The sequence below is a fragment of the Brevibacillus sp. HB1.3 genome (assembly GCF_013186635.1).
Lineage (GTDB): Bacteria > Bacillota > Bacilli > Brevibacillales > Brevibacillaceae > Brevibacillus > Brevibacillus brevis_D.
Genome location: NZ_JABMIT010000002.1, coordinates 154,345 through 177,908 on the forward strand (window position 1 = coordinate 154,345; position 23,564 = coordinate 177,908).

Annotated in this window: 25 protein-coding genes; 2 read left to right on the forward strand and 23 right to left on the reverse strand. The window is 48.7% G+C overall.

Annotated features, from left to right (window positions below; translation table 11 throughout):
* Positions 1–154 precede the first annotated feature (154 nt).
* From HPY31_RS05415 to HPY31_RS05440, 6 genes are all read right to left on the reverse strand, one after another.
* Complete coding sequence (locus tag HPY31_RS05415; protein ID WP_172139179.1) at positions 155–1,405, reverse strand: serine hydroxymethyltransferase; 1,251 nt, start codon at positions 1,403–1,405, stop codon at positions 155–157.
* 19 nt (positions 1,406–1,424) lie between these two features.
* Positions 1,425–1,994 carry a TIGR01440 family protein gene (locus HPY31_RS05420; protein ID WP_172139181.1) on the reverse strand — a complete coding sequence of 190 codons (570 nt, stop codon included), beginning with the start codon at positions 1,992–1,994 and terminating at the stop codon, positions 1,425–1,427.
* Entirely contained in the window at positions 1,995–2,450 is a 456-nt protein-coding gene (rpiB, locus tag HPY31_RS05425; protein WP_007725502.1) for a ribose 5-phosphate isomerase B, read from the reverse strand.
* A gap of 140 nt (positions 2,451–2,590) precedes the next feature.
* Entirely contained in the window at positions 2,591–3,061 is a 471-nt protein-coding gene (locus tag HPY31_RS05430) for a low molecular weight protein arginine phosphatase (RefSeq protein ID WP_172139183.1), read from the reverse strand.
* Between the two features lie 33 nt (positions 3,062–3,094).
* Positions 3,095–3,655, reverse strand: coding sequence for a manganese efflux pump MntP (locus HPY31_RS05435; protein ID WP_016740175.1), 561 nt, complete (start codon positions 3,653–3,655; stop codon positions 3,095–3,097).
* Between the two features lie 56 nt (positions 3,656–3,711).
* Positions 3,712–4,791, reverse strand: a complete 1,080-nt coding sequence (locus tag HPY31_RS05440) for an L-threonylcarbamoyladenylate synthase (RefSeq protein WP_172139185.1) — start codon at positions 4,789–4,791, stop codon at positions 3,712–3,714.
* A 230-nt stretch (positions 4,792–5,021) separates the two neighbouring features.
* On the opposite strand from HPY31_RS05440, the gene HPY31_RS05445 reads away from it, so the two are divergent.
* Entirely contained in the window at positions 5,022–5,819 is a 798-nt protein-coding gene (locus tag HPY31_RS05445) for a DUF3298 and DUF4163 domain-containing protein (RefSeq protein ID WP_172139187.1), read from the forward strand.
* A gap of 58 nt (positions 5,820–5,877) precedes the next feature.
* Here the strand turns inward: HPY31_RS05445 and spoIIR are convergent, their stop codons facing one another.
* From spoIIR to HPY31_RS05520, 15 genes are all read right to left on the reverse strand, one after another.
* Entirely contained in the window at positions 5,878–6,633 is a 756-nt protein-coding gene (gene spoIIR, locus HPY31_RS05450) for a stage II sporulation protein R (RefSeq protein ID WP_172139189.1), read from the reverse strand.
* Positions 6,634–6,744: 111 nt separating this feature from the next.
* Positions 6,745–7,635, reverse strand: a complete 891-nt coding sequence (gene prmC / locus HPY31_RS05455; protein ID WP_172139191.1) for a peptide chain release factor N(5)-glutamine methyltransferase — start codon at positions 7,633–7,635, stop codon at positions 6,745–6,747.
* Positions 7,619–8,695 (reverse strand): peptide chain release factor 1, encoded by a 1,077-nt coding sequence (gene prfA / locus HPY31_RS05460; RefSeq protein WP_172139193.1) that lies wholly within the window; start codon positions 8,693–8,695, stop codon positions 7,619–7,621. The genes prmC and prfA overlap by 17 nt, the downstream gene beginning before the upstream one ends.
* Positions 8,696–8,930: 235 nt before the next feature.
* Positions 8,931–9,434 carry a hypothetical protein gene (locus HPY31_RS05465; RefSeq protein WP_064200385.1) on the reverse strand — a complete coding sequence of 168 codons (504 nt, stop codon included), beginning with the start codon at positions 9,432–9,434 and terminating at the stop codon, positions 8,931–8,933.
* A gap of 94 nt (positions 9,435–9,528) precedes the next feature.
* On the reverse strand, positions 9,529–10,104 hold the full coding sequence (locus HPY31_RS05470) for a thymidine kinase (protein ID WP_015893649.1): 576 nt from the start codon (positions 10,102–10,104) through the stop codon (positions 9,529–9,531).
* 28 nt (positions 10,105–10,132) lie between these two features.
* Entirely contained in the window at positions 10,133–11,587 is a 1,455-nt protein-coding gene (locus HPY31_RS05475) for a cryptochrome/photolyase family protein (protein WP_172139195.1), read from the reverse strand.
* Positions 11,588–11,673: 86 nt separating this feature from the next.
* Complete coding sequence (gene rpmE / locus HPY31_RS05480) at positions 11,674–11,871, reverse strand: 50S ribosomal protein L31 (protein WP_015893651.1); 198 nt, start codon at positions 11,869–11,871, stop codon at positions 11,674–11,676.
* Positions 11,872–11,977: 106 nt separating this feature from the next.
* Positions 11,978–13,243 carry a radical SAM family protein gene (locus tag HPY31_RS05485; RefSeq protein ID WP_026043394.1) on the reverse strand — a complete coding sequence of 422 codons (1,266 nt, stop codon included), beginning with the start codon at positions 13,241–13,243 and terminating at the stop codon, positions 11,978–11,980.
* 70 nt (positions 13,244–13,313) lie between these two features.
* Entirely contained in the window at positions 13,314–14,216 is a 903-nt protein-coding gene (locus HPY31_RS05490) for a M23 family metallopeptidase (RefSeq protein ID WP_172139197.1), read from the reverse strand.
* A gap of 75 nt (positions 14,217–14,291) precedes the next feature.
* Positions 14,292–15,572 carry a transcription termination factor Rho gene (gene rho / locus HPY31_RS05495; protein ID WP_015893654.1) on the reverse strand — a complete coding sequence of 427 codons (1,281 nt, stop codon included), beginning with the start codon at positions 15,570–15,572 and terminating at the stop codon, positions 14,292–14,294.
* A gap of 67 nt (positions 15,573–15,639) precedes the next feature.
* Positions 15,640–16,593: a class II fructose-bisphosphatase gene (gene glpX, locus HPY31_RS05500; RefSeq protein WP_016740165.1), complete on the reverse strand. Its 954-nt coding sequence runs from the start codon at positions 16,591–16,593 to the stop codon at positions 15,640–15,642.
* Positions 16,594–16,621: 28 nt separating this feature from the next.
* Positions 16,622–17,905 carry a UDP-N-acetylglucosamine 1-carboxyvinyltransferase gene (locus HPY31_RS05505; protein WP_015893656.1) on the reverse strand — a complete coding sequence of 428 codons (1,284 nt, stop codon included), beginning with the start codon at positions 17,903–17,905 and terminating at the stop codon, positions 16,622–16,624.
* 79 nt (positions 17,906–17,984) lie between these two features.
* A complete protein-coding gene (gene fsa, locus HPY31_RS05510) occupies positions 17,985–18,629 on the reverse strand; it encodes a fructose-6-phosphate aldolase (RefSeq protein ID WP_087341780.1) in 645 nt (214 codons plus the stop codon).
* A gap of 14 nt (positions 18,630–18,643) precedes the next feature.
* Positions 18,644–19,498 carry a class II fructose-1,6-bisphosphate aldolase gene (gene fba, locus HPY31_RS05515; protein WP_016740164.1) on the reverse strand — a complete coding sequence of 285 codons (855 nt, stop codon included), beginning with the start codon at positions 19,496–19,498 and terminating at the stop codon, positions 18,644–18,646.
* Between the two features lie 103 nt (positions 19,499–19,601).
* Positions 19,602–19,976, reverse strand: a complete 375-nt coding sequence (locus tag HPY31_RS05520) for a response regulator (RefSeq protein ID WP_007725537.1) — start codon at positions 19,974–19,976, stop codon at positions 19,602–19,604.
* A 171-nt stretch (positions 19,977–20,147) separates the two neighbouring features.
* Here HPY31_RS05520 and HPY31_RS05525 point away from each other — a divergent pair, with 171 nt between their 5' ends.
* The gene (locus HPY31_RS05525) at positions 20,148–20,942 is read left to right on the forward strand and encodes a lipid II flippase Amj family protein (protein WP_172139199.1); all 795 of its coding nucleotides are present in this window, start codon (positions 20,148–20,150) and stop codon (positions 20,940–20,942) included.
* Between the two features lie 73 nt (positions 20,943–21,015).
* Here HPY31_RS05525 and HPY31_RS05530 read toward each other — a convergent pair whose 3' ends face one another.
* Together HPY31_RS05530 and rpoE are read right to left on the reverse strand one after the other, a co-directional pair.
* Positions 21,016–22,611, reverse strand: coding sequence for a CTP synthase (locus HPY31_RS05530; protein WP_016740163.1), 1,596 nt, complete (start codon positions 22,609–22,611; stop codon positions 21,016–21,018).
* 206 nt (positions 22,612–22,817) lie between these two features.
* Positions 22,818–23,378 (reverse strand): DNA-directed RNA polymerase subunit delta, encoded by a 561-nt coding sequence (gene rpoE, locus HPY31_RS05535; RefSeq protein ID WP_172139201.1) that lies wholly within the window; start codon positions 23,376–23,378, stop codon positions 22,818–22,820.
* Positions 23,379–23,564: the final 186 nt, after the last annotated feature.

Consider the following 23,564-nt stretch of genomic DNA (forward strand, 5'->3'; position numbering starts at 1 on the left):
TCCTTTCTATAATAGCTGGTGAGAGTGGCTCAGTCAATTTGCCTAATCTTCGTACTTTTTCTCATCCTCGATCCCTACCTACAGCCGCGGAGTAAAGAAAAAAGCAGACCCGTATAGAAAAATTTCCACTGGGTCTGCTTCACGTAGCCTTACCTTAGATATTCAAGCCTTCATACATCGGGAAACGTTGGCACAAAGCTGCCACACGTTGGCGTGCTTCCTCATGTTTCGCAGCATCCTCTGGATTTTTCAATGTCAGAGCTATAATCGCTGCTACTTCTTTCATTGCTTCCTCATCAAAACCGCGGCTTGTCACTGCTGGCGTACCCATGCGCACACCGCTTGTAACAAACGGGCTTTGTGTATCGTAAGGAATCGTATTTTTGTTCGTAGTAATGCTTACTTCGTCCAACAGATGCTCAGCTACTTTACCAGTCAGGCCGATTTTGCTTACATCCACCAATACGAGGTGATTATCCGTTCCGCCGGAAACAAGCGTCAGACCTTCAGCAGTCAAGCCTTCCGCAAACGCACGTGCATTCTTGATGATGCGAGCTGCGTAATCCTTGAATTCTGGTTGCAGGTTTTCACCGAAGGCAACCGCTTTTGCTGCGATGACGTGCATCAACGGACCACCTTGAACGCCTGGGAACACGGATTTGTCGATGCCTTTCGCGAACTCTTCCTTGCACAAAATCAAACCGCCACGTGGTCCACGCAGAGTCTTGTGCGTCGTAGAAGTAACGAAATGCGCGTGCGGTACTGGGTTTGGATGCAGACCTGCCGCAACCAGACCAGCGATGTGCGCCATATCCACCATGAAGTACGCGCCCACTTCGTCCGCGATCTCACGGAACTTGGCAAAATCAATCGTACGCGGATAGGCACTCGCACCAGCAACGATCAGCTTTGGCTTATGCTCCAATGCTTTTGCACGAACATCTTCATAATTGATCAGGTGAGTATCTTCGTCTACACCGTAGTCAACGAAATTGTACAGAGTACCGGAGAAGTTTACTGCACTACCATGCGTCAAGTGACCACCGTGGGACAGGTTCATTCCCAGTACAGTGTCGCCAGGCTGAAGAATCGTGAAGTATACAGCCATGTTCGCCTGAGCACCAGAGTGTGGTTGTACGTTTGCATGCTCAGCGCCAAAAATTTCTTTTACGCGGTCACGAGCGATGTTTTCCACGATATCCACATACTCGCAACCACCGTAATAGCGGCGACCTGGGTATCCTTCTGCGTATTTGTTCGTCAAAACGGTGCCCATTGCTTCCATGACTGCGCGGCTTACGAAGTTTTCAGATGCAATCAGCTCAATCTTGTCGCGTTGTCTTCCGAGCTCCAGTTGAATGGCTTCCATTACTTGCGGATCTTGTTTACGCAAAAAATCTAGCATAGTAGTTTCTCCTCCTCTTTTACGTGCAGCTTTCATTTGGTGGTGTCTTCTCATACACGGCACGCGGTCCGCCAATCAGCTTGGGACGTGTGCGCGCTGCCGTAACATGTGCTTGTCCAACGAGACGCTGTGTCGGACGCACTGGTACTGCCACATGCTTCAGATGCATGCCGATAAGCGTATGGCCGATATCTATGCCTGCATGCGCACGAATTTGCTCTACAACGACTGCATCCGTGAACTGCGTAAACGCATGCGCAGCCATAGAGCCTCCAGCGGTCGGAACGGGAACAACCGAGACCTCTTCCAGTCCGTAACGCAATGCAACCTCGCGCTCGACGACCAAAGCCCTGTTCAAATGTTCACAACATTGAAAGGCAACAGCAAAGCCGCGCTTCCCTACAACTGATTGAATCCCACGATATAGAGCTTTCGCTACATCTTGGCTTCCAGCCTTTCCAATATGCTCCCCGAGCACCTCGCTGGTACTGCACCCAATCACCATAAGTTGTCCGGCTGCAAGCTCTGCCATATCAGCTACTTCTTCGACAATGTCACTGATTTGTTTTTCGATAGCGGATAAATCCACTTACTTCACTCCCGCATGCTTCGCTTCGATTTGGGAAATCTTTTCCACGCGACGCTCGTGGCGACCACCTTGAAACTCTGTTTCCAGCCAAATTTTCACGATATCAAGCGCAAGACCCGGTCCAATGACCCGCTCACCCATCGCCAATACATTCGTGTTGTTATGCTCACGGGTAGCGCGTGCGGAAAACGTATCATGCACAAGTGCACAACGGATGCCTGGAACCTTGTTGGCCGCGATCGACATGCCGATACCTGTTCCGCAAACGAGAATGCCTCGATCAAACTCCCCCGCTGCTACCTTTTCCGCCACTGGCAAAGCATAATCGGGATAATCAACCGATTCCTCGCAGGTGCAGCCGAAATCTTCCGTCTGGATGTTCATGGAGGCCAGCAGAGTCTTGATCTCCTCTTTTAGCTTGTATCCACCGTGATCAGCAGCAAGTGCTACTTTCATCTGTCATCCCTCGCTTGTCTCATAATCTTTGTCTAGTATACATCAAAAAACAATAAGTAAAAAGTGAACATTTTTATCAGGCAACTAAAAAATTGTTCGTACTCTCACAAAAAACAAGGTCCTGGCTATACACCAGCACCCTATTCATCCACTGATTTACGAAGACCTGGGTCCTTGAGCATCAATGAGAGCCTTTCCAGTGACTCTTCGATTTCTTCGGCACACCTGCGATAATCCATCAGTGATCCCCCATACGGATCAGCAATATCACTAAAGCCTTCTATCCCAACGAACTCTTGTAGGGTATGCACCTTTTCAGTGGCTGAGGGGAAATACGTCAAGATCGCGCGCTTGTGACCATGCGTCATCGTCAAAATGACATCAGACCATTCAATCAACCCTTCGTCTACCTTGCTGGCCTTATGATCGTGAGCAATTCCTCGCTCTTCTAATACTTGTTTAGCGTGCAAGGAAGCATCCTGACCAGCAGATGCCGCCACACCAGCTGAGCGTATTTCAAGCCCCTGTCCGTCTGTCTTCGTACGGAAAATCGCTTCTGCCATGGGGCTTCGGCACGTATTTCCCGTACAGACGAAAAGTATCCGTTTCACGTATGGTTCCTCCTCACCTATTAATTAGTCCGGTTATATCATAAATTTTAACCCAAAACCAAACAAAATAAGTCCACCTATTAATTCGCTATAATCCCCAAGCCACCCTCCCACACTCCTGCCTAACAATAAACCGAAGTAGGACATCGTGGCACCCATTACGCCAAAAAGGGAGATGGCCAAAATTCTATTGACCTCGATCAAGCCGAACGAGAAACCGACGGTGAAAGCATCCAGGCTGACACTAAATGCGAAGAGAAGGAGTCCGAACCCTTTTGTCTTCCATACACTTTTTTGTTCCCCTTGAACGAAGCCATTCCATAGCATATGCAAGCCGATGATCATCAGGACCCCGCCACCAATAAACACGGCAATATCTCCAACCAAATCGGACAAGTACGCTCCAACGACAATCCCGATAATCGGCATCATAATATGAAACAGTCCGATGGTAATACTCACCTTGATAATCTCTCGTAACCGAATGCCAACCATACCTACGCCAATTCCTAACGAAAAGGCATCCATACTTAAGGCGAAAGCAATAATGAGCAAGGTCAAAAATTGCCCCCATTGGAATAACACCTGATCCAAGCAGCTCCCCTCCCGTCTCTTCACCTTATGCGGACGAGGGGGAGTTTAGGACAGGTTTACACGGACAAGACACGGCCTCCAGCAGCCTTTTCCAAGCGATTCATCACGGCCATACCCAACCCGTTTCGCGGGAAAGTCTCACCGACAATATACTGCACTTCTTGATCGTCGAATTCTCGCAGGACTGCATACAACTGTTGCGCAACCCCTTCCAGATCCGCTTGTGATCCGACCACGAGAACAACATCTACCGATGCGTGGCTTTGCCAAAAGGGAGCTGTTTCTTCCGTTGCCAGCACGCCCGTTTTTTGACCGTGCTGCTTCGCCTGTTGCAGCATGTCTTCCATTTTTGCCCGAACTTTTTCACTCTCTCCTGATACTAGCCACATTTCCCCTTCAGGAGCGTAATGGGTATATTTCATCCCTGGAGAGCGCGGTGCCTCGGCTGCTCCCACTTGAAAGGAAGGGTCCAGCTCCACATAGCCAATTACTGGTTCCATTTGCTCCCGTGTGATGCCACCTGGACGCAAGATCATGGGCGGGTCCTGTGTCACATCAATAACAGTAGACTCTACCCCAACACCTGTTGCCCCTCCATCGACCACACCCGCTACACGTCCATCCAGGTCCGCCAATACATGCGCCGCAGTCGTTGGACTCGGACGTCCTGAGCGATTGGCGCTCGGAGCTGCAATCGGTACCCCCGCTTCTTTGATCAAAGCCAAGGCAATCGGATGATCAGGCATGCGAACGCCGACTGAATCCAACCCTGCCGTTACTAGCGACGCTACCTGATCTGTTTTTGGCAAAATCACCGTCAAGGGCCCAGGCCAAAACGCCTCCATCAGCTTCTTCCCTTTCTCAGGAATTTCACTTGCTACTGTGGATAACTGGTCCCACGCTCCAATATGTACAATCAGCGGATTATCGCTGGGTCTGCCTTTTGCTGTAAATATCTTTTCCACTGCGTCATTTGATAATGCATTCGCTCCCAAGCCGTAAACTGTCTCCGTGGGAAACGCGACAACTGCCCCTTCTCGAAGAAAACGGGCTGCATCCACAATCTGTGCACAACTAGGCTGATTTTCCACATCGTTATCCACAGACCAGACTTTTGTCACACCATTCATTTCCATCGTTAAAAAATCCTTTCTCTAGCTCGTTTCTTTGTAAGGAGTGCCTTAAGTATAGATGTGCACCAAAAAGTTTTCAACAGGCTGTGGGTAACTTGTGAATAACTTTTCAGAACAGCGTGGAAAAGAGAACATTGTTACCTTTTTTTAACTACCTGCGTCTTTCCCTTGTAGTAGAATGAACACGAAAACAAAACAATAACTTTCCCTTTATTGAAAGGACCGTGAATGAAATGTCATCTTTTAAATCCTTAGCTTCCAGCCTGCTTGGCACAGCTGTATTGTTAACAGCCGTCGCTGCTCCAGTCTTTGCAGCACCTGCTTCACCTGCAACCTCCACAAAGCCTGCTGTACAAGCGCCAAAGCCACAAGCTAACGGTGTCGTGTTCACACCAAAAACCATTACGGTCGATACGAAAGAATTTCAAGGTAAAGTATCCATCCCAGTGATTAGCGGGATGAAGGATAAAGCTTTTGAAGCAAAACTGAACGCTACTCTGCTGAAAGAAGCACAAACAGGCTTGGCAGAAGGACAAAAAGCCGGCAAAGAAGATGCCGCAGACGCGAAAAAGAACGGCTGGGAGCTACGCCCTCATGCACTCGACATCTCCTATGAGGTACACAATGCCGGCAAGCTCGTTTCTTTCTCCGTACAGACATACATTTATACAGGCGGAGCACATGGCATGACGGATGTGACGTATTACACCATCGATAATCAGGCCAAGGCAAAACAACTGAAGCTGGCTGACCTGTTCCAGCCTGGCTATGACTACCGTACCATTCTCAATCAAATCATTGCACAACAAATCAAAGCAGAGACTCAGGCGGATGGCTTTAACCCTTACGATGCATTCGAGGGCATCAGAGAGGATCAAGGCTTCTCCTTTAAAGACGGCAACCTGATGATCCATTTTGGTCAATACGAAATTGCCGCTTATGCAGCAGGAATGCCTGAGTTTGCGATCCCTGCTCATCGTTACCAAAGTCTGTTGAAGCCTGAGATTCGTGAGGCTTTGCTCAAAAAGTAATGGTGGCAATTCAAAACGACACCTGCACATGCGGCGGGTGTCGTTTTTTATGTCCGGCTTAGGAGAGCCAGCCCTCGATTTTTTCCCATAAGTAAAATCGTACTTCTACTTCAGGAGCAGAGGCAGTTACTTCTTCTGCTTTTTCTTTTTCTACCTCTTCGGACTCTTCTTTCTCTGTTTTTGTTTGCTCAGCGTCCACTTTATTTGTTTCGGAATGAATCCCTACTTCGTTCTCTTCCAGGGGTAAGGCCGCTACTTCCTCGGATGCAGCTTCTTCCGTTGGCTCAGATTCTTCCGACTTTGGAGTTGGCTCGGCTTTTACAGCGTCGCCATTGGACATGTCAATAAAGCAAAGCGGCGGGAAAAGGACACACCACCAGTTTTGACCTTTTGCCTCTCCAATTTGTACACGGACTGCTCGGTAATTACCCGCAGGATACACATAGGAGCCGTACAGCTTCGTTGGAAAAGGGACTTCACCGAAATCGACTACCGCTTTGTATGAAAAACCGCGTTCCTTGATCGTCTTGTCCACGACTTGTTGAAGGACAGGCAATTGTGTGTGAATCATTTGCTCTGCTTCCTCCAAAGTCTCGATATCGTCCGCCCACGTATTCATTTGAGCGACAATCGCATCTCTGACTTCGCGCTTTACCCATTGATCTTGGACAGAATCGCTGTTCGCAATAATGCGCAAGCGAACGGATTCCTGAGGGATCGGCCCATTATCCAACACATTGGCCGAAGTAAGCTGCCCCTCCCAGCTCATCATAAGCATAAACAGGCTAAATGCCATTAACAACATCCGTTTCATCGTTATCCGTCTCCCTCTATACTGATCTTCTCTCTTTAGCAATCAGTATGGACGGATTCACACGATTTCAAACATTCATTCCCTATGTAAAAAAGGCGAGACGAGCTCTTGCTATCGTCTCAATCCGATAACAACCCGCTCGATCCCCGCCAAATCTGGAACAATCTCAACTTCATCCATGACACCAGATGCCCTCATCAATGCCGCTACATCCCCAGCCTGATAAATGCCTACCTCAAACGCTACAACCGCTCTTTCTTTCAATAGATTCGGCAGCACCTCACACAGGCGACGATAGCAATCCAGACCATCTTCGCCGCCATCCAGAGCCAAGCGAGGTTCATGTACGCGCACCTCATCGTCCAGCTCCTCGACATCACGACTCGGGATATACGGTGGATTGGATACGAGGACGTCTACCTTTTCGCCTGCTTCCAAAAGCGGCTGCACCAAATCCCCTTGTAGAAAGCGGACATCTGCCCCAAGACGACTTGCATTTTCCCGTGCAATTGCCGTTGCCTCAGGAGACAGGTCCACCGTAGTCACGCGCCATTGCGGTTTTTCTAGCGCGAGCGTAATGCAGATGGCTCCGCTCCCTGTGCCGATATCCACGACCGCTAGCTCTTCGCTCTCAGGCCAGAGCTTTGCAGCAGCAGCCATCACCTGCTCTACCAGTATTTCCGTTTCCGGTCTTGGGATCAGCACGCCTGGTCGCACCGTAAAAGGACGCCCGTAAAACTCCTGTTCGCCAAACATGTATTGCAATGGCTCGTTATTCGCCCTGCGCACGCACAGTCCGTCCAGCTTCATCAAGGTTTCAGCATCGATTGAATCCGGCATCGCCATTAAAAAGCGCGTCCGATCCCAGTCGAGACAATGACGAATCATTAGCTCCGCTTCGAACAAAGGATCCTTTGTCCCTTTTTCCCGCAAAAAGGAAGAAGCCCGTAAGAGGGCTTCTCGAATCGTCGTGACATCAGACCAATCAAGCTGAGTGTGCATGGCTTTTCAAAAGCTCCGTTTGTTCATGCAGGATCAGGTTGTCGATCACTTCATCCATTTCGCCTTCCAATACCGATTCCAGTCGGTGCAGGGTCAGACCGATGCGGTGGTCGGTCACGCGGCTTTGTGGATAGTTGTACGTGCGGATGCGCTCGCTTCGGTCACCAGTACCCACCAAGCTTTTGCGCGTAGCATCTGCTTCCGCATTTTGTTGTTGCATGTAGAAATCATACAGACGAGCGCGCAATACACGCAACGCTTTGTCTTTGTTGGAATGCTGGGATTTCTCGTCCTGACAAGAAACCATGATCCCTGTAGGAATATGCGTTACGCGAACCGCAGACTTGGTCGTATTAACGCTCTGACCGCCCGCACCACTGGAGCAGAACGTATCGATGCGGATATCTTTCTCGTGTACTTCTACTTCCACGTCTTCTGCTTCTGGCAGAACCAGTACAGTCGCAGTAGAAGTATGAATGCGTCCACCGGACTCAGTAGCCGGGATACGTTGCACACGATGCGCGCCGCTTTCGAATTTCATTTTGCTGTAAGCACCACGGCCAGACAGCGAGAAGACAATTTCCTTGTATCCGCCGATATCGGTTGGGCTTGCCTCCAGCACTTCAATTTTAAAAGCGTTACGCTCCGCAAAACGTGTGTACATACGGAAAAGCACGGCTGCAAACAGTGCGGCTTCATCGCCACCCGCAGCACCGCGGATTTCCACAATCACGTTTTTCTCATCGTTCGGGTCTTTTGGAAGCAACAGGATCTTCAAGCGATCTTCTAGTTTTTCCTTGCGTGCTGACAATTCATTGAGCTCGAGCTTGACCATTTCACGCATCTCGTCATCCAGCTTCTCTTCCAGCATCGCTTTGGCGTCATCGATTTGACTCACCACTGATTTATATTCACGGTATGTCGTTACCGTCTCTTCCAACGAAGATTGTTCCTTAGACAGTTCTCGCAAGCGTTTTGTATCACTAATGACGTCGGGGTCACATAGGAGGTTGGTTACTTCTTCAAAACGCTCTTCAACTGCAGATAAGCGTGTAAACATTTTTATTTCACCCCATCGCAAAGAATAATTGCCTTTTGGCGCAGGCGAAGCCTTGGTAGCATGTATGTTAGATATGAATTGCGATAAAATGCTATCTACCATAAAAACGGTTATAACAGATAAATTATAGGAGGAAAGCCGCAAGAAGTCAAAGTGCATTATAACTGGAAATGTTTTACCGATGCCAAACAGGCCCGGCAATGCCGAGCCTTGCTACATACGTCCTGCTCACCTGTCAGCGATGGTAACCGTCATGCGAGGTTAAGTGAAAATCGTAACGCGGGAGTCTTTCCTGAAGAAGCGAAATCACCTGCTGCTCGATGGTTCGCGCCTGATTCGCAGTGATGTTATGCACAAGGTCAAGAGTAACATATGCATTGGCATCGCTGAGTGTGATGCGAGCGTTTTCCACACCTTTTACCGACATGGCCATTCTTTCCATATTAGTTACGTCGACTGGGGTATTACGTGAGTTCCAGTGGCCGATAATCATGTTGGGATTTTGATTGCGTCCCATTAACGAGTCACGATCCGCTGCAACAGGCGCACGGCCTTGAAGTGTATGGCCGCTTTGATCCCCTCTGATCTTCATATTGTGCTGCGTATTCCTCACATCCGTACTATAGCTCTGTTGCTTAGCCGTATTTCCCCCGCAGCCGACAGTGAGGACAGTTGTAAGTACAACCAAGCCCAGAACGACACGTGAGCTGCTCAAAAGCCAATTAGGCTGTGTCCGCATGAAAAAGCCACCTCCTGTTTTGCTTAGTCTGTGCATCGCCTCTTGGGCTCATGCACGGGACAAACAGGGGGTGGCTTATGCTTGCTTTCTTTCTTTATTCGACAACTGGAGGGGTGTAGTAATGCTTGCGACAGACGCTGCTGTATGTATCATTTCCAGCAATTTCAATCGTCTCCCCAGAGTAGACGGGCTGTCCATTTTTGAACTTGAGAATATGCGTCGCCTTTTTATTGCAATATACACAAACTGTTTTTATTTCTTCTACTTTATCAGCCTCGCACAAAAGGGCGGCGCTGCCAGGGAAGAGCTCATTCTTGAAGTTTTTCAACAAGCCATAGACGATGACGGGGATTCCCAGCTTGTCCACAATCCTGACGAGCTGATCCACATGGTGGCGGCTGATGAACTGAGCCTCGTCAACCAACACGCAATGCGGCTTGACTGATTCTGCCTCGACGATTTGGTACAAATCGGTCTCTTCGCTAATCGGAATCGCTTCTCGGCTAATCCCCACACGCGAAGCAACTTTTCCCACGCCATAGCGATCATCAACTGCTGGAGTAAACACTACTACTTTTTTCCCCGATTGCTCGTAGTTGTGGGCAACGGTCAATAATTGAATGGATTTGGAAGCATTCATCGCTCCATACCGAAAATATAGTTGTGCCACGTCTCTATCTCCCTTTGCCTAAAAGTTGTTACTCATTCTTTGCATGGCGATCTTTTGCCTCCTGGAACAAGGCCATGGCCAGCTTTCTTCTTTGTGCATGGTCCACACAAGGAAGCGGGTAGTCGAAGCCAATCTTGCAGCCTGCTTGCTCTTGGATATGCTTTGGCATGTCCCATGGTTTATGAATATATTGTAGAGGTACTTCACGCAGTACGGGAAGATATTTTTTGACGAAAACACCGTCTCGATCAAACTTTTCCCCTTGTGTGACAGGATTAAAAATCCGGAAATACGGTTGCGCATCGGTACCAGTGGAAGCACTCCACTGCCAGCCCCCTATGTTTGCCGCTTCATCGAAATCAATCAACTGCTGTGCAAAATAAGCCATTCCCCAACGCCAATCCACAAGCAAATCCTTTGTCAAAAAAGAAGCAGTAATCATCCGCAGCCGATTGTGCATCCATCCTGTCTCATTCAACTGCTTCATTGCAGCATCCACAATCGGATAGCCCGTCTCCCCTTGACACCAACGGGTAAATAGGTCTTTCCTGTTTTCCCAAGCGACCTCTTCAAATTGTGGGAGGTAGGCATGGTTAGTCGTGTGTGGATGGAAATAAAGCACCTGCTGATAAAATTCTCTCCAAATGAGCTCCGTAAGAAAAGCTTCAATCGAGGTAACCTGCTCACCCCGCGCGGAAGCAAGCACTTCCTGTACGCTATGATACACCGTCCGTATAGACAGCGTACCTATGTTTAAGGCAAAAGATAATCGGGATGTCGCATTCACCCCTGGAATGTCGCGTTTTTCTTTGTACGTATAAATGTCTCTATCTAAAAATTGCTGCAATCGTTTACGTGCGGCTCGCTCCCCGAACTGCTCGATTTCCCACTCGGTGCCCATCGGTCGGTTTCGTCCAAACGCTTCCACAGCAGGAACTGGCTCACTCGGCAACTCCTTCAACCGATCAAATAGAATCCATTCTGTCGGCTGAGCGAATGGCCGGTCTTTGGGGAGCGTCTGCCAAACGCGGCGATACGGGGTAAAAACAGCATACGGCGTTCGCTGCTTCGTCATAATTTCCCCAGGCTCATGCAAAACCAAATCCTTGCATGCATGAACAAACACGCCGTGCCTGCTCAACACTTCTGATACGAGCTCGTCTCGCTTGCGAGCGTCTGGCGTATAATCCCGATTGAAAAACAGCTTTTCTGCACCCGTCTCTTGCGCTAATTGACAGAGCACTTGCTGTGGTTCGCCGTGGCGAATCAATAGACGACCTCCCAGTTGAACCAATGCGTCGTCGAGTGCAGCTATTGCAGAAAAATGCGCATGGAGTCGCTTATCTCCTATAGCCGTAGAAAGACAAAGCGAATCCTCCACTATATAAACAGGAATAATCGGATCACCTGTGAGCATGGCTGCGTGCAGAGCAGCATGGTCGTGCAAGCGCAGATCCCGACGGAACCAGACTATGGCAGTCATCGTTTGTCCTCCCGAAAAAATCAGTGCCAGAAAAAGACAAAACCAGGCAGATTGCTCTACCTGGTTGTTCCCATACATTCTGATTATTACAGATTGTATTTGCGTTTGAAACGGTCTACACGGCCGCCTGCATCAACGAATTTTTGTTTTCCTGTGAAGAAAGGATGGCAGTTGGAGCAGATCTCCACTTTCAACGCTTGTTTCACGGAACCGGATTCAAATTCGTTACCGCATGCGCAGCTAACTGTTACTACGTTGTACTTAGGATGAATGTCTTGTTTCATCTCTTCTACACCTCTTTCCGCCCTGAATCGTTTGCCGAAACAGAGTTATATAAATACATATCAGATAGTAGCATGAAACACTGTCGAAATGCAACTGGTTGGCCGATTACGCCATGTTTTTCCTACGCTGGAGTTGATCTGGTGGAATATGTGTAAACGAACCGATCACGACATCTGGCAGTTCCTGCTGATAAATTTCGATAGCTTGCTTCATGCCGAATACTTCGCCTTGCGCTTTTGGAATCATCGCCAAGTAGCTCTCTGGATCGATATTCAGATTTCGCAGCTGAATCAGCTTGATGCCTGTTCTGCGGATGAACTCGATCATTGCTTCCATTTCCTCTTCGCGGTCAAACACGCCAGGGAAGCACAAGTAATTAATGGACGTATACACACCTTTGGATGCAGCGTACTCAGCAGAACGCGCTACATTTTCCAACGTGTAGTTGCGCGGGCGGTAGTAGGCATTATAGTGTTCGTCAATCGCACTGATAATACTCACGCGCATCAGATCAAGTCCGGCATCGACAATGCCTTTGATATGATCCGTCAACCCCGCATTCGTATTGATGTTGATAAAGCCCATATCTGTCGTTTCCCTTACTCGACGCATAGCAGGAACAATGATGGAAGCCATCGTAGAAGGCTCACCCTCACAGCCCTGTCCGAAGCTGATGATGCTCTCCGGTGTCTTCAGGTGGTGGAGCATGACTTCCACCAGCTCGTCCTCTGTCGGCTTGAAGTTCATCCGCGTCTGTGGGGAAGGGAATCCACTGTCATCTGGTTGCTCGGAAATACAGCCGTAGCAACCGGCGTTACAGGTATAGGAAACAGGCAAGCTGCCTTCCCAGCGGTTGAAAAAGTTATTGGAGGCCGTTAAGCATTCGTACTCCAACGCACAGTGGGACAAATGGTTCAAAATGCGGTTTTGCGGAAACGTCTCCAACGTCTTTGCCACTCGCTGGCGCAGCTCATCCATCGGGAAGTTCAACGGGTCCCATTTGTAAATATCGTCACTGGCACGGCCCGTTACCCAGAAACGGTTATCCTTCCAGACGACTGCGGAGTAACCAAACAAAGGCAGCTTGCTTTCCTTGTTTGTTTTCACGTAGCCTGGCAGCAAGAGTCTTGTAATTCCTTGTGGCACAAGTGCACCTACTGCTGTACAACCATCCAACTTGACCATTTCACCTGTGTCAGGGTCCATTCCGATCGGCTCGGTGTCCGGCAAACTGACCAACGTCGATCCTTCCGGGAGCGGGATCAGTTCTTCTTCCAGAATTTCTGTCAATATATCTCCGTTACGAGCCACTGCAAAAAGACCTGGGTGGTCGTATACATTGCCTTTTTCATCTGCGTAAACTAAATACATGGGAAAATCGCCTCGCTTCTTTGCTTTGCCCATTGTATCGCATTGAAAAAGCAATGTAAATTGTATAGGGTTACCTGCCAAGATAGGGAAGTGGATTGATCGGCACATCATCCTGTCGTACTTCAAAGTGCAAATGGTAGCCCGTAGAGTTCCCCGTTTGCCCCATGTATCCCAATACCTCACCCGCTTCTACGGTTTGACCTGGTGACACCAGCAGCAGACGCATATGCGCATAAAAGGTTTGCAAGCCATCTCCGTGATCTATCACAACCATTCGCCCGTAGCCTGACCGATTGGCGCCAGCCTCCACAACAACTCCTGCCCTCGCCGCCAAAATTGGGGTCTTTGATTCCTGTTCATTCCACAAATCGACACCCTTGTGTGTCTTTCCCCAACGCGCTCCAAATCCGCTTGTAATCGTAGCTTCTCTGACAGGCCAACTTAGACCGCCGCGAATCCTCGTGATGACTTGCCGACTTGCTGCTTGAACGGCACTTCGCTTCTGCTCCGGATCGTTACCCAACATCGGATTGCCTTTAGCGATAGGGACATACACGACCTGTCCTACATACAGGTTGTCCGACAGCCATTTTAGCAGCGGATTTCGTTCGATTAACGATTCCCGACTCACACCGTACCGCCTTGCTATGTAATCCAGTGTTTCTCCCTGTTTCACCATATGTCCGACTTCATCACGCTTGATGATTAGCTTCATGCCCACGCTTACCAGATGGGGATTCGTAATGCTATTCGCTTCTACCAGATTTTTTAAAGAAAGACCGTAGCGCTGGGCGATACTGGATAGCGTATCTCCTTGCCGAACAGCGTACACCACTGAATTTCCTTTCGTTGCTGGTGCAGGTGAAGCCAGACTGGCATAGGGATTAAACGCTTGAAATAGCGCTTGCTCCACGACCGCTTGTTTCGCTTCCATCTGTGACTCCACCGGAGCGCTAACTTGCACGTACTCCATGAAGCATCTCCTCCTTCTTTTCCAGCTCCCTTCCTAACGGTATGCCAACGCCACAAAAAAAATGACGGTGAGTCATCATGAACTCACCGTCGTGCTAGCTGCTTTCCCTCTGCCTTGTTGCTTAGACTCTAGGGTTTGCAAAAATTCTTCGTTTGTTTTTGTATCTGCCAACTTTTTAATAAAGGAGTCGACAAACTCATTTGTTTCATTCATGTTTTTCCGGATCATCCACAGCTTATCCAGCTCTTCTTTGGTGAGCAGAAGCTCTTCGCGGCGCGTACCCGAACGGCGGATATCGATCGCTGGGAAAATTCTGCGCTCCGCCAGCTTGCGATCCAAATGAAGCTCCATGTTTCCGGTTCCTTTGAATTCTTCATAGATCACATCGTCCATACGGGAGCCGGTCTCAACCAAAGCAGTCGCCAAAATGGTCAAGCTACCGCCTTCTTCAATATTGCGCGCTGAACCAAAAAAGCGCTTCGGACGATGGAAGGCTGCCGGATCGATACCACCGGACAACGTTCGACCACTTGGCGGAATAACCAAGTTGTAAGCACGAGCGAGACGTGTAATGGAATCCAGCAGGATCACCACGTCTTTTTTGTGCTCAACCAATCGTTTTGCACGCTCCAAGACAAGCTCAGCAACTTTGATGTGATTCTCAGGCAACTCGTCAAAAGTCGAGGCAACTACCTCTCCTTTGACAGATCGCTGCATATCCGTTACCTCTTCCGGGCGTTCATCAATGAGCAAGACAAACAAGTGGATATCCGGGCGGCTTTCGGTAATGCTGTTGGCAATTTCTTTGATCAGCATGGTTTTCCCCGCTTTTGGCGGAGCCACAATCAATCCGCGCTGACCCAGTCCAACAGGAGAGAGAAGATCCATCAGGCGAGTGGAAACACGTTCAGGGGCTGTCTCCAGTACGAGCTTGGTTTGAGGATACAACGGTGTCAATGCGGGGAAATGAAGACGCTCTGCGGCTGTCTCAGGGTCTTCTCCGTTCACTGCCTCTACTTGAAGGAGTCCAAAATAACGTTCATTCTCCTTCGGTGGTCTTGCTTTTCCTGATACCACATCCCCCATCCGCAGATCAAAACGACGAATCTGCGACTGGGAGATGTAGATATCTTCTGAGCTGGGTAGATAGTTAATGGGGCGGAGGAAGCCGTATCCCTCCGGCAATATTTCGAGAACCCCCTCCATAAACATAAGACCATCCCGCTCCGCTCGTGCCCGAAGAATCGCGAAAATCAATTCCTTCTTCTTCAGCTGGGAGTAGTACGGAATATGGTATTCCTTAGCCAGCTTATAGAGGTCGGTCAGCTTCTTTTCTTCTAGTTCAGAAAGTAACATACATCCACCACTCTTTATTTACTCTTGAAAAAGCCTAGCTCAACTAATAAATGCGAAAATGACTTTCTTACAAACCGTTGCGTTCTAAGCGGTGGTTCCCTTCAATGAAACGTACCGTTCCGGTTTTCGCACGCATAACAACGGAATTGGTCGTCGCACGAGTTCCCTGGAAGCGAACCCCTTTGAGCAATTCACCATCCGTTACACCTGTCGCTGCAAAAATGGCGTCATCACCTTTTACCAAATCATCCATGAACAGTACTTGATGAGGGTTCGTCAATCCCATTTTGACACAGCGTTTAATCTCATCTTCATTTTGCGGCAAGAGCTTACCCTGAATTTCTCCCCCGAGGCATTTCAAGGCAACTGCAGCAAGAACACCTTCAGGAGCTCCTCCAGAACCGAACAAAATGTCTACACCTGTATCCGGGAAAGCGGTATTGATCGCAGCGGCAACGTCTCCGTCAGAGATGAGGCGAATACGCGCCCCTGCCTCACGAATTTCGTGGATCACCTTAGAGTGACGATCACGGTCAAGTACAATAGCAACCAAATCGCTGATATCTTTCCCTTGTGCCTGCGCTACCGCCTTCAGGTTATCGCGAACCGGTGCGTTGATATCGACCTTGCCGACTGCTTTTGGCCCTACTGCCATTTTCTCCATATACATGTCAGGAGCATGCAACAAATTTCCCCGGTCTGCGATTGCAATGACCGAAATCGCTCCCCACGTACCTTTTGCGAGGATATTGGTTCCCTCCAAAGGGTCTACAGCCACATCGACTGCCGGAGCCACTCCCTGGCCCAGACGTTCACCGATGTACAGCATTGGCGCTTCGTCCATTTCGCCCTCACCAATTACTACGACGCCATCCATCGGCACTTTCATAAATTCATTGCGCATTGCGGTCGTTGCCGCATCGTCAGCCTCATCTTTTTTTCCGAGACCCATCCAACTGGCAGAAGCCAAAGCAGCAGCTTCAGTCACACGTACCAGTTCAAGTGTTAAACTGCGTTCCATTCTGGAAGACTCCTCTCCTGGTGATTGGTTAACGCTGGTGGTTTTCCATGCTCTGCAGGCCTACCCGAGTAATATCGGCCCCCAAGGCTTGCAGCTTGCCCACCAAGTTTTCGTAGCCACGATCTATATGTTCGAGTCCTTCTAATTCTGTCGTGCCGTTTGTTGCCAAGCCTGCAATGAACAAAGCTGCTCCCGCACGCAAATCTGAAGCTATCACCTTGGCACCATTCAGTTTGCTGCCGCCTTCGATGACAGCGGATCTTCCTTCAATCTTCAAGGAAGCTCCCATGCGGCGTAGTTCATCTACATGTCGAAAACGCGAGCTGTAAATATTGTCCGTCACGATGCTTGAGCCTTTAGCAAGAGTCAGCAAGGTCGTGATCGGCTGCTGGAGATCCGTTGGAAAACCCGGATACGGACTTGTTTTCACATCGATTGATCGATAAGAATCATGTCCGATGACTTGAATACTGTCATCCTGCTCTACCACTTGCGCACCGATTTCGCGCAGCTTGGCCGTTACAGACTCCAAATGTTTCGGAATAACATTCTCCACCAACACATTGCCGTTTGTAGCCGCTGCCGCAATCATGTATGTCCCGGCTTCGATCCGATCAGGGATAATCGTATGACGGCATCCACGCAAGCGTTCTACGCCCTGAATGCGGATCATATCCGTTCCGGCACCTTTGATGTTCGCTCCCATATTGTTGAGCAAGGTTGCGACATCGACGATCTCAGGCTCACGGGCAGCGTTTTCAATAATGGTCACACCGTCTGCTTTGGCGGCAGCCAGCATGATGTTAATAGTCGCACCAACACTGACCAGATCGAGATAAATTCGTGCACCCTGCAAACGTCCATTTTGGGCACGGATAGTCATGACGCCGTTTTTGTTCTCCACTTCGGCGCCCATTGCTTCAAAGCCTTTGATGTGCAAATCTACTGGACGCGGGCCCAAATCACAGCCACCTGGCAAGCCAACCTGGGCTTCACCGAACTTGGCGAGCAAGGCTCCCCACAAATAGTACGAGGCACGAAGCTTTTTGATGCGACCATTTGGCATGAGCATGAGCCTCATACTGCGTCCGTCTACTTCCATCCAGTCTTCTTCGAACAGCACGTCAGCTCCCATTTCCTGCAAGAGCTCGTGATAAATACCTACATCCTGAATACGGGGGAGATTCTCAATAACAACAGGCCCATCTGCCAGCAACGCTGCTGGGATGAGTGCGACCGCGCTGTTTTTTGCTCCGCTGATGGTCACCGTCCCCGCGAGCGGTTTTCCACCGTTGATGATCAGCTTATCCATGCTTTGCTCTCCTCAGGCGTAATCGGGAAAGAAGCACCTTCCCCAATGGAAAAGGTGCTTGGACTTTCAACACGTGTCCTTATTTTTGCATGCTTGCCCAGTCAGCTAGGAATCTCTCCAAGCCACTGTCTGTCAGTGGATGGGCAATGAGTTGTTTGAAAACTTTCGCTGGAATGGTAGCGAAATGAGAACCACGGCGGGCTGCCTCCGTTACGTGAACAGGGTGGCGCACAGATGCCGCAATGATTTCAGTATCGATACCGTGAACGGAAAAGATTTCTGCAATATCTTCGATCAATTGCATACCATCTTGACCAATATCATCCAAGCGTCCCAAGAACGGAGACACGAAGCTCGCACCTGCGCGCGCAGCCAAAAGTGCCTGGTTCGCGGAGAACACCAACGTTACGTTTGTTCTGATTTTGCGTTTAGCAAAATACTTGGTTGCCTTCAAACCTTCTGCGGTCATTGGCAGCTTGATGACGATGTTTTTCGAGAGAGCAGCGAGCTTCTCTCCCTCTTCGATCATGCCTTTTGCATCTGTACTGATAACTTCAGCACTGATCGGACCGTCAACAATATCGAGAATTTCTTTCAGGGTTTCTACAAAATCGCGTCCTTCTTTGGCAACCAGAGACGGATTTGTCGTTACGCCCGCCAGAACTCCCCATTCGTGAATTTCGCGGATTTCTTCAACGTTTGCTGTATCAATCAAAAAACGCATGATTATCCTCCCAGTTACGCGCGGTTGCTGCTTCCGAACAAGCGCATTTTTCCTTTGACTACTTCCTTGATCGCATCGCGAGCAGGGCCCAGGTATTTGCGTGGGTCGATCTCATTCGGCTTGGCAGCCAGCACTTTGCGAACTGTTTCCGTGCATGCGACTTGGCTTTCTGTATTTACATTGATTTTTCCTACGCCCAAACGGATGGATTCGATAATCGCTTCGTCTGGTACGCCGGAACCACCATGAAGAACGATCGGCGCTCCAATGTTGCTCGCTACTTTTTCGATAATGTCGTAGCGGATTTTTGGAACTCCTTTGTACATACCGTGTGCTGTACCTACGGCAATCGCTACGTAGTCTACTTTTGTTTCTTCCCAGAAGCGGATTGCTTCCTCAGGATTTGCCAGAGTGGCATCTTCCTCGTCAACAGACAAGTCGTCTTCCACCCCGCCGATGGTACCGAGTTCACCTTCTACCGATACGCCAACAGCGTGAGCAGCCTCTACAACCTGTTTGGTCAGGCGAAGGTTATCTTCAAACGAATGATGGGAACCATCGAACATAACAGAAGAGAACCCTGCACGAATGCACTTCATAACCATGTCGAAATTGCTACCATGGTCAAGATGCAAAGCAACAGGAACTCCTGCGCGTTCAGCAGCCACTTTTGCAATCGCTACTGTATAATCGATCCCCATGTATTTCAATGCACCCTCAGAAACACCAAAGATCACAGGCGATTTTTCTTCCATCGCAGCTTCCGTAATCGCTTGAGTAAACTCCAGATTGTTCAGGTTAAATTGTCCGACGGCGTATTTATGCTTTTTGACGTCTTCGGTAAAAGCGGTCATAGGTACCAGTGGCATTTTGTAAATCCTCCTCTAGCAGACTTCAGTCATGTGGCTTATTATACCACAGACAAGCATTTGTTAACAGGGACGCTTGTACCCTGACCTTTGCAGTCTGTTCCTAACAAGCTAATTGCTGATGGACTGCCATTCGTAGTTCATCAATATCAAACGGCTTTGTAAAATGAGTCAATGCTCCCAGTTGTGTTGCTTCTTTGATCATGTCCAGCTCTCCGTAAGCTGTCATCATGATGACTTTGATTTCTTGATTGATCTTCTTGATGTGCTTCAAGATCTCAATACCATCCATCCCAGGGATCTTCATGTCGAGGATAACCAAATCTGGTGATTCTTTTTCCACGATTTCCAATGCCATTTTCCCGTTTGCTGCCTGAAAGGTCTTGTACCCTTCTTTTCCCAGCACCTCATACAGTAAAATGCGAATCCCATACTGGTCATCCACAACCAGTACCTTTTTATCTTGTTTGTCGAACATTCTGATTCCCCCCTGACGAATGCGTTTTCTTAATTATTATGGGTTCGCCTAAAATCAGGAAACTCCTTCACGTTTTTTGCTGAACGTCAACTTAAAATTTCCTATAGGCTTCTTTTCGAGTATAATGGGAAAAACCAATTTCCCCTACACACAAGGAGCCAGATACTTACTATGGATGCTCTGTGGCTGATTTGCTTGTTAACTTTTATTATCCATACGACAGAGACACTTACCTTCGGAATCCGTTTTGCAGGGGTACAAACGGGCAGGATCGCTGTAGCGTTGTCTCTGGTCGGGATTGTATTGCTCCTCTCCCGTACTTCCAACCTGATTCAAGGCCCCTTCACTGGGGGATTTATGGATCAAGCTGCAATCCAACACTTTGATCCTAGCATGTATTTGCACGTGATTATTGCAGCGTCCTCGCTCGGAACCTTAGCAGCTATCGTACTGTTCCCCACTTTTGTCCAAATATCGAAACGAATGATCTCGCACTTGGAGATAGCGGGCTCGATTCCGCAAATGATTCGGACGGCAGTTACAGTAGAAACGATCCGACGCGTCCACCATCATGTCCGGATTCCTAGCTGGCAAGCCATCTCACGCTTTCGAATCAAAGGCGTTCCCAAACGATTGCTGTTATTAAACGCATTGGGAACAGCGATCTACACAAGCAGCGTACTATCTGTGTTGTACGCGACATTGCTAGCCCCAGATTACAAAGCAACCGTTCTGATGTCTTCCGGATTAATCAACGGTTTTGCCACGATTTTCATGACGATTTTGGTAGACCCGCAAATTGCCCTTTTGACAGAAAAAGCGATGCAAGGGAAAACCACGCAGGAATCGATTCGCGACATGTACCTGTGGCTGATGATCTCGCGTTTTATCGGAACGATTTTGGCTCAATTCCTGCTCATTCCCGCCGCCTACTGGGTTGCTTGGCTATCTCCCTTGTTCCATTGATCTGCTTTTAAAAAACACAAGACGCACCTACGACCATACATCGCGGGTGCGTCTTTCTATTTATCGACCTATGTTATTTGTTCAGGGAAGCCTTCACGAAGTCACGGAACAGTGGCTGCGGACGGTTCGGACGGGATGTGAACTCTGGATGGAACTGTGTCGCTACATACCATGGATGTTCTGGAACTTCCACGATTTCAACCAGACGACCATCTGGCGTTGTACCCGCAAAACGCAAGCCCATTTGCGCCAATTGATCACGATATTCGTTGTTCACTTCATAGCGATGACGATGACGTTCATAAACCAGGGTGCTTCCGTATGCAGCCTCAGTCAGCGTGCCTTCTTCCACCTTGGTTGGGCCGAGACCCAGACGCATGGTACCGCCCTTGTCCTCGATATCTTTTTGCTCTGGCAAGAGGTCAATCACCGGATACGCTGTATTCGGGTTGATCTCGGAGCTGTTTGCGCCATCCATACCCGCTACGTGGCGAGCGAACTCGATCACAGCGATTTGCATACCCAGGCAAATTCCGAGGAATGGCACTTTATTTTCACGAGCATAGCGCGTAGCGATGATTTTCCCTTCGATACCACGATCGCCAAAGCCACCCGGTACGAGGATACCATTTACATCACCAAGCAGTTCGCCAACATTTTCTGGCGTAACTTCTTCCGCGTGCACCCATTTGATTTCTACTTTGGTGTCGTTCGCATAGCCACCATGGTACAACGCTTCTGCTACGGACAAGTAAGCATCATGCAATTCTACATATTTACCAACGATTGCAATGGTAGTCGTTTTGGACAGGTTTTTGATTTTCGTTACGAGCGATTTCCACTCTGTCATATCCGCATCCTGGCAAGTCAGACCCAAGTGGCGGCATACGTAATCGTCCAATCCCTGTGCTTGCAATTGCAGTGGTACATCGTAAAGGCTATCAGCATCTACACATTCCACTACCGCGTTTTTATCGATATCACAGAACAGAGCCAGCTTGTCTTTCATTTCTTGCGTCATCGGTTGCTCAGTACGTGTCACGATCACATTTGGTTGAATACCCAAGCTGCGCAGTTCTTTCACGCTGTGTTGCGTTGGCTTGGTTTTCATTTCACCCGCTGCCTTGATGTATGGTACCAGGGTTACGTGAATGTACATGACGTTTTCACGACCGATGTCACTTTTGATCTGGCGGATGGATTCAAGGAATGGCAAGCTCTCGATATCCCCAACAGTTCCACCGATCTCGGTAATCACTACATCTGCCCCAGTTTCGCGACCTGCACGGAAAATGCGATCTTTGATTTCGTTCGTGATGTGTGGAATAACTTGAACGGTTCCTCCCAAATAGTCGCCACGGCGTTCTTTGGCGATGACAGTCGAGTAAATTCTACCAGTCGTCATATTGGAGTTAGCGCTCAGGTTGATATCGATAAAGCGCTCATAGTGGCCCAAGTCCAGGTCTGTTTCCGCACCATCGTCCGTTACGAAAACTTCCCCGTGTTGATACGGACTCATCGTTCCCGGGTCAACGTTGATGTATGGGTCACACTTCTGGATGGTTACCTTCAGACCCCTATTTTTTAAGAGTCGGCCCAGAGAAGCCGCTGTAATTCCTTTTCCCAACGAGGATACAACCCCGCCTGTCACAAAAATATACTTCGTCATCGTTAACGTCCCCTCTTTCCCTCACCCTTAAGTTGTTATAAAAATCGAATGAAGACGGCTCCAAAAAAAAAGAAAAACAAAAGCGAGTCCTATCCCGTAAAGAAATGGGGTAGGGGCACTTTTGTTTTATAGTTTCCCATATTTGATCCTTCTTCATGTGAAGCCCAAGGAGTATTTTATCTGTCCCTCAAGCGGAAGTCAAGGATCTATTTCTCGTCTTCGTCGTCGAGCTCTTCGTCGGATTCCTCTTCCTCAAGCTCTTCGTCCTCTTCGAACATCTCATCATCTTCGTCTTCGAGTTCTTCCTCGTCGATTTCTCCATCGATTTCTTCTTCTTCGATTTCAGAATCTTCGTCGACGAATTCCTCTTCGTCCTCAAAGATGACAACATCGTCGTCTTCGTATTCTTCGACACCTTCGTCTTCGGTATCGTAATCGTCGAAGTCGTCTTCCGTGACGATTTTCTTCTTCTTCGTTCCGCCACCCTCTTGAGTTTCCTCCACGGTGTCAGTTGGGTACCAACGTTTCAATCCCCATACATTGTCACCAAGGCATACGAAACGGCCATCAATGTTAATTTCTGTGTATACTTGCGCGATGATTGCCATGAGTTGTTCATCTGTCAGCTTGCGTACTGCAACCAGTTCATTCATCAGCTCGCGGAAGTTGTAAGTGCGGTTAGTTTCACGCAAAATTTCATACGCAATGTCAACTAACGCCATCTCACTCAGTTTCTCGGAATCAATATGAGCAAACAATTGACTCACTCAGGGCACGTCCTTTCCATATGAAAACGATTGATTTGAATACAGACCCGGTGCCCTGTTCGGGGGACGCAGGCTTGTATAAGTCATTCATAAATGATATCGATTTCTTTGATTGTACATCGTACAACATAAGAAGGCTATCATACAGTATTCCTTATTTTAGACGAAAATGCAAGGCTTTCAAAC

Excerpts from the sequence above, each read along its gene's own strand:
- HPY31_RS05415 (WP_172139179.1), bottom strand. The coding sequence starts at position 1,405 with ATGCTAGATTTTTTGCGTAAACAAGATCCGCAAGTAATGGAAGCCATT.
- fsa (WP_087341780.1), bottom strand. The coding sequence starts at position 18,629 with ATGCGTTTTTTGATTGATACAGCAAACGTTGAAGAAATCCGCGAAATT.
- HPY31_RS05525 (WP_172139199.1), top strand. The coding sequence starts at position 20,148 with ATGGATGCTCTGTGGCTGATTTGCTTGTTAACTTTTATTATCCATACG.
- spoIIR (WP_172139189.1), bottom strand. The coding sequence starts at position 6,633 with ATGAAACGGATGTTGTTAATGGCATTTAGCCTGTTTATGCTTATGATG.
- HPY31_RS05485 (WP_026043394.1), bottom strand. The coding sequence starts at position 13,243 with ATGTATTTAGTTTACGCAGATGAAAAAGGCAATGTATACGACCACCCA.
- HPY31_RS05520 (WP_007725537.1), bottom strand. The coding sequence starts at position 19,976 with ATGTTCGACAAACAAGATAAAAAGGTACTGGTTGTGGATGACCAGTAT.
- rpiB (WP_007725502.1), bottom strand. The coding sequence starts at position 2,450 with ATGAAAGTAGCACTTGCTGCTGATCACGGTGGATACAAGCTAAAAGAG.
- rho (WP_015893654.1), bottom strand. The coding sequence starts at position 15,572 with ATGTTACTTTCTGAACTAGAAGAAAAGAAGCTGACCGACCTCTATAAG.
- rpmE (WP_015893651.1), bottom strand. The coding sequence starts at position 11,871 with ATGAAACAAGACATTCATCCTAAGTACAACGTAGTAACAGTTAGCTGC.
- HPY31_RS05440 (WP_172139185.1), bottom strand. The coding sequence starts at position 4,791 with ATGGAAATGAATGGTGTGACAAAAGTCTGGTCTGTGGATAACGATGTG.
- HPY31_RS05465 (WP_064200385.1), bottom strand. The coding sequence starts at position 9,434 with ATGCGGACACAGCCTAATTGGCTTTTGAGCAGCTCACGTGTCGTTCTG.
- HPY31_RS05505 (WP_015893656.1), bottom strand. The coding sequence starts at position 17,905 with ATGGATAAGCTGATCATCAACGGTGGAAAACCGCTCGCGGGGACGGTG.
- fba (WP_016740164.1), bottom strand. The coding sequence starts at position 19,498 with ATGCCACTGGTACCTATGACCGCTTTTACCGAAGACGTCAAAAAGCAT.
- prmC (WP_172139191.1), bottom strand. The coding sequence starts at position 7,635 with ATGCACACTCAGCTTGATTGGTCTGATGTCACGACGATTCGAGAAGCC.
- glpX (WP_016740165.1), bottom strand. The coding sequence starts at position 16,593 with ATGGAACGCAGTTTAACACTTGAACTGGTACGTGTGACTGAAGCTGCT.
- prfA (WP_172139193.1), bottom strand. The coding sequence starts at position 8,695 with ATGTTTACACGCTTATCTGCAGTTGAAGAGCGTTTTGAAGAAGTAACC.
- HPY31_RS05445 (WP_172139187.1), top strand. The coding sequence starts at position 5,022 with ATGTCATCTTTTAAATCCTTAGCTTCCAGCCTGCTTGGCACAGCTGTA.
- HPY31_RS05490 (WP_172139197.1), bottom strand. The coding sequence starts at position 14,216 with ATGGAGTACGTGCAAGTTAGCGCTCCGGTGGAGTCACAGATGGAAGCG.
- HPY31_RS05530 (WP_016740163.1), bottom strand. The coding sequence starts at position 22,611 with ATGACGAAGTATATTTTTGTGACAGGCGGGGTTGTATCCTCGTTGGGA.
- HPY31_RS05475 (WP_172139195.1), bottom strand. The coding sequence starts at position 11,587 with ATGACTGCCATAGTCTGGTTCCGTCGGGATCTGCGCTTGCACGACCAT.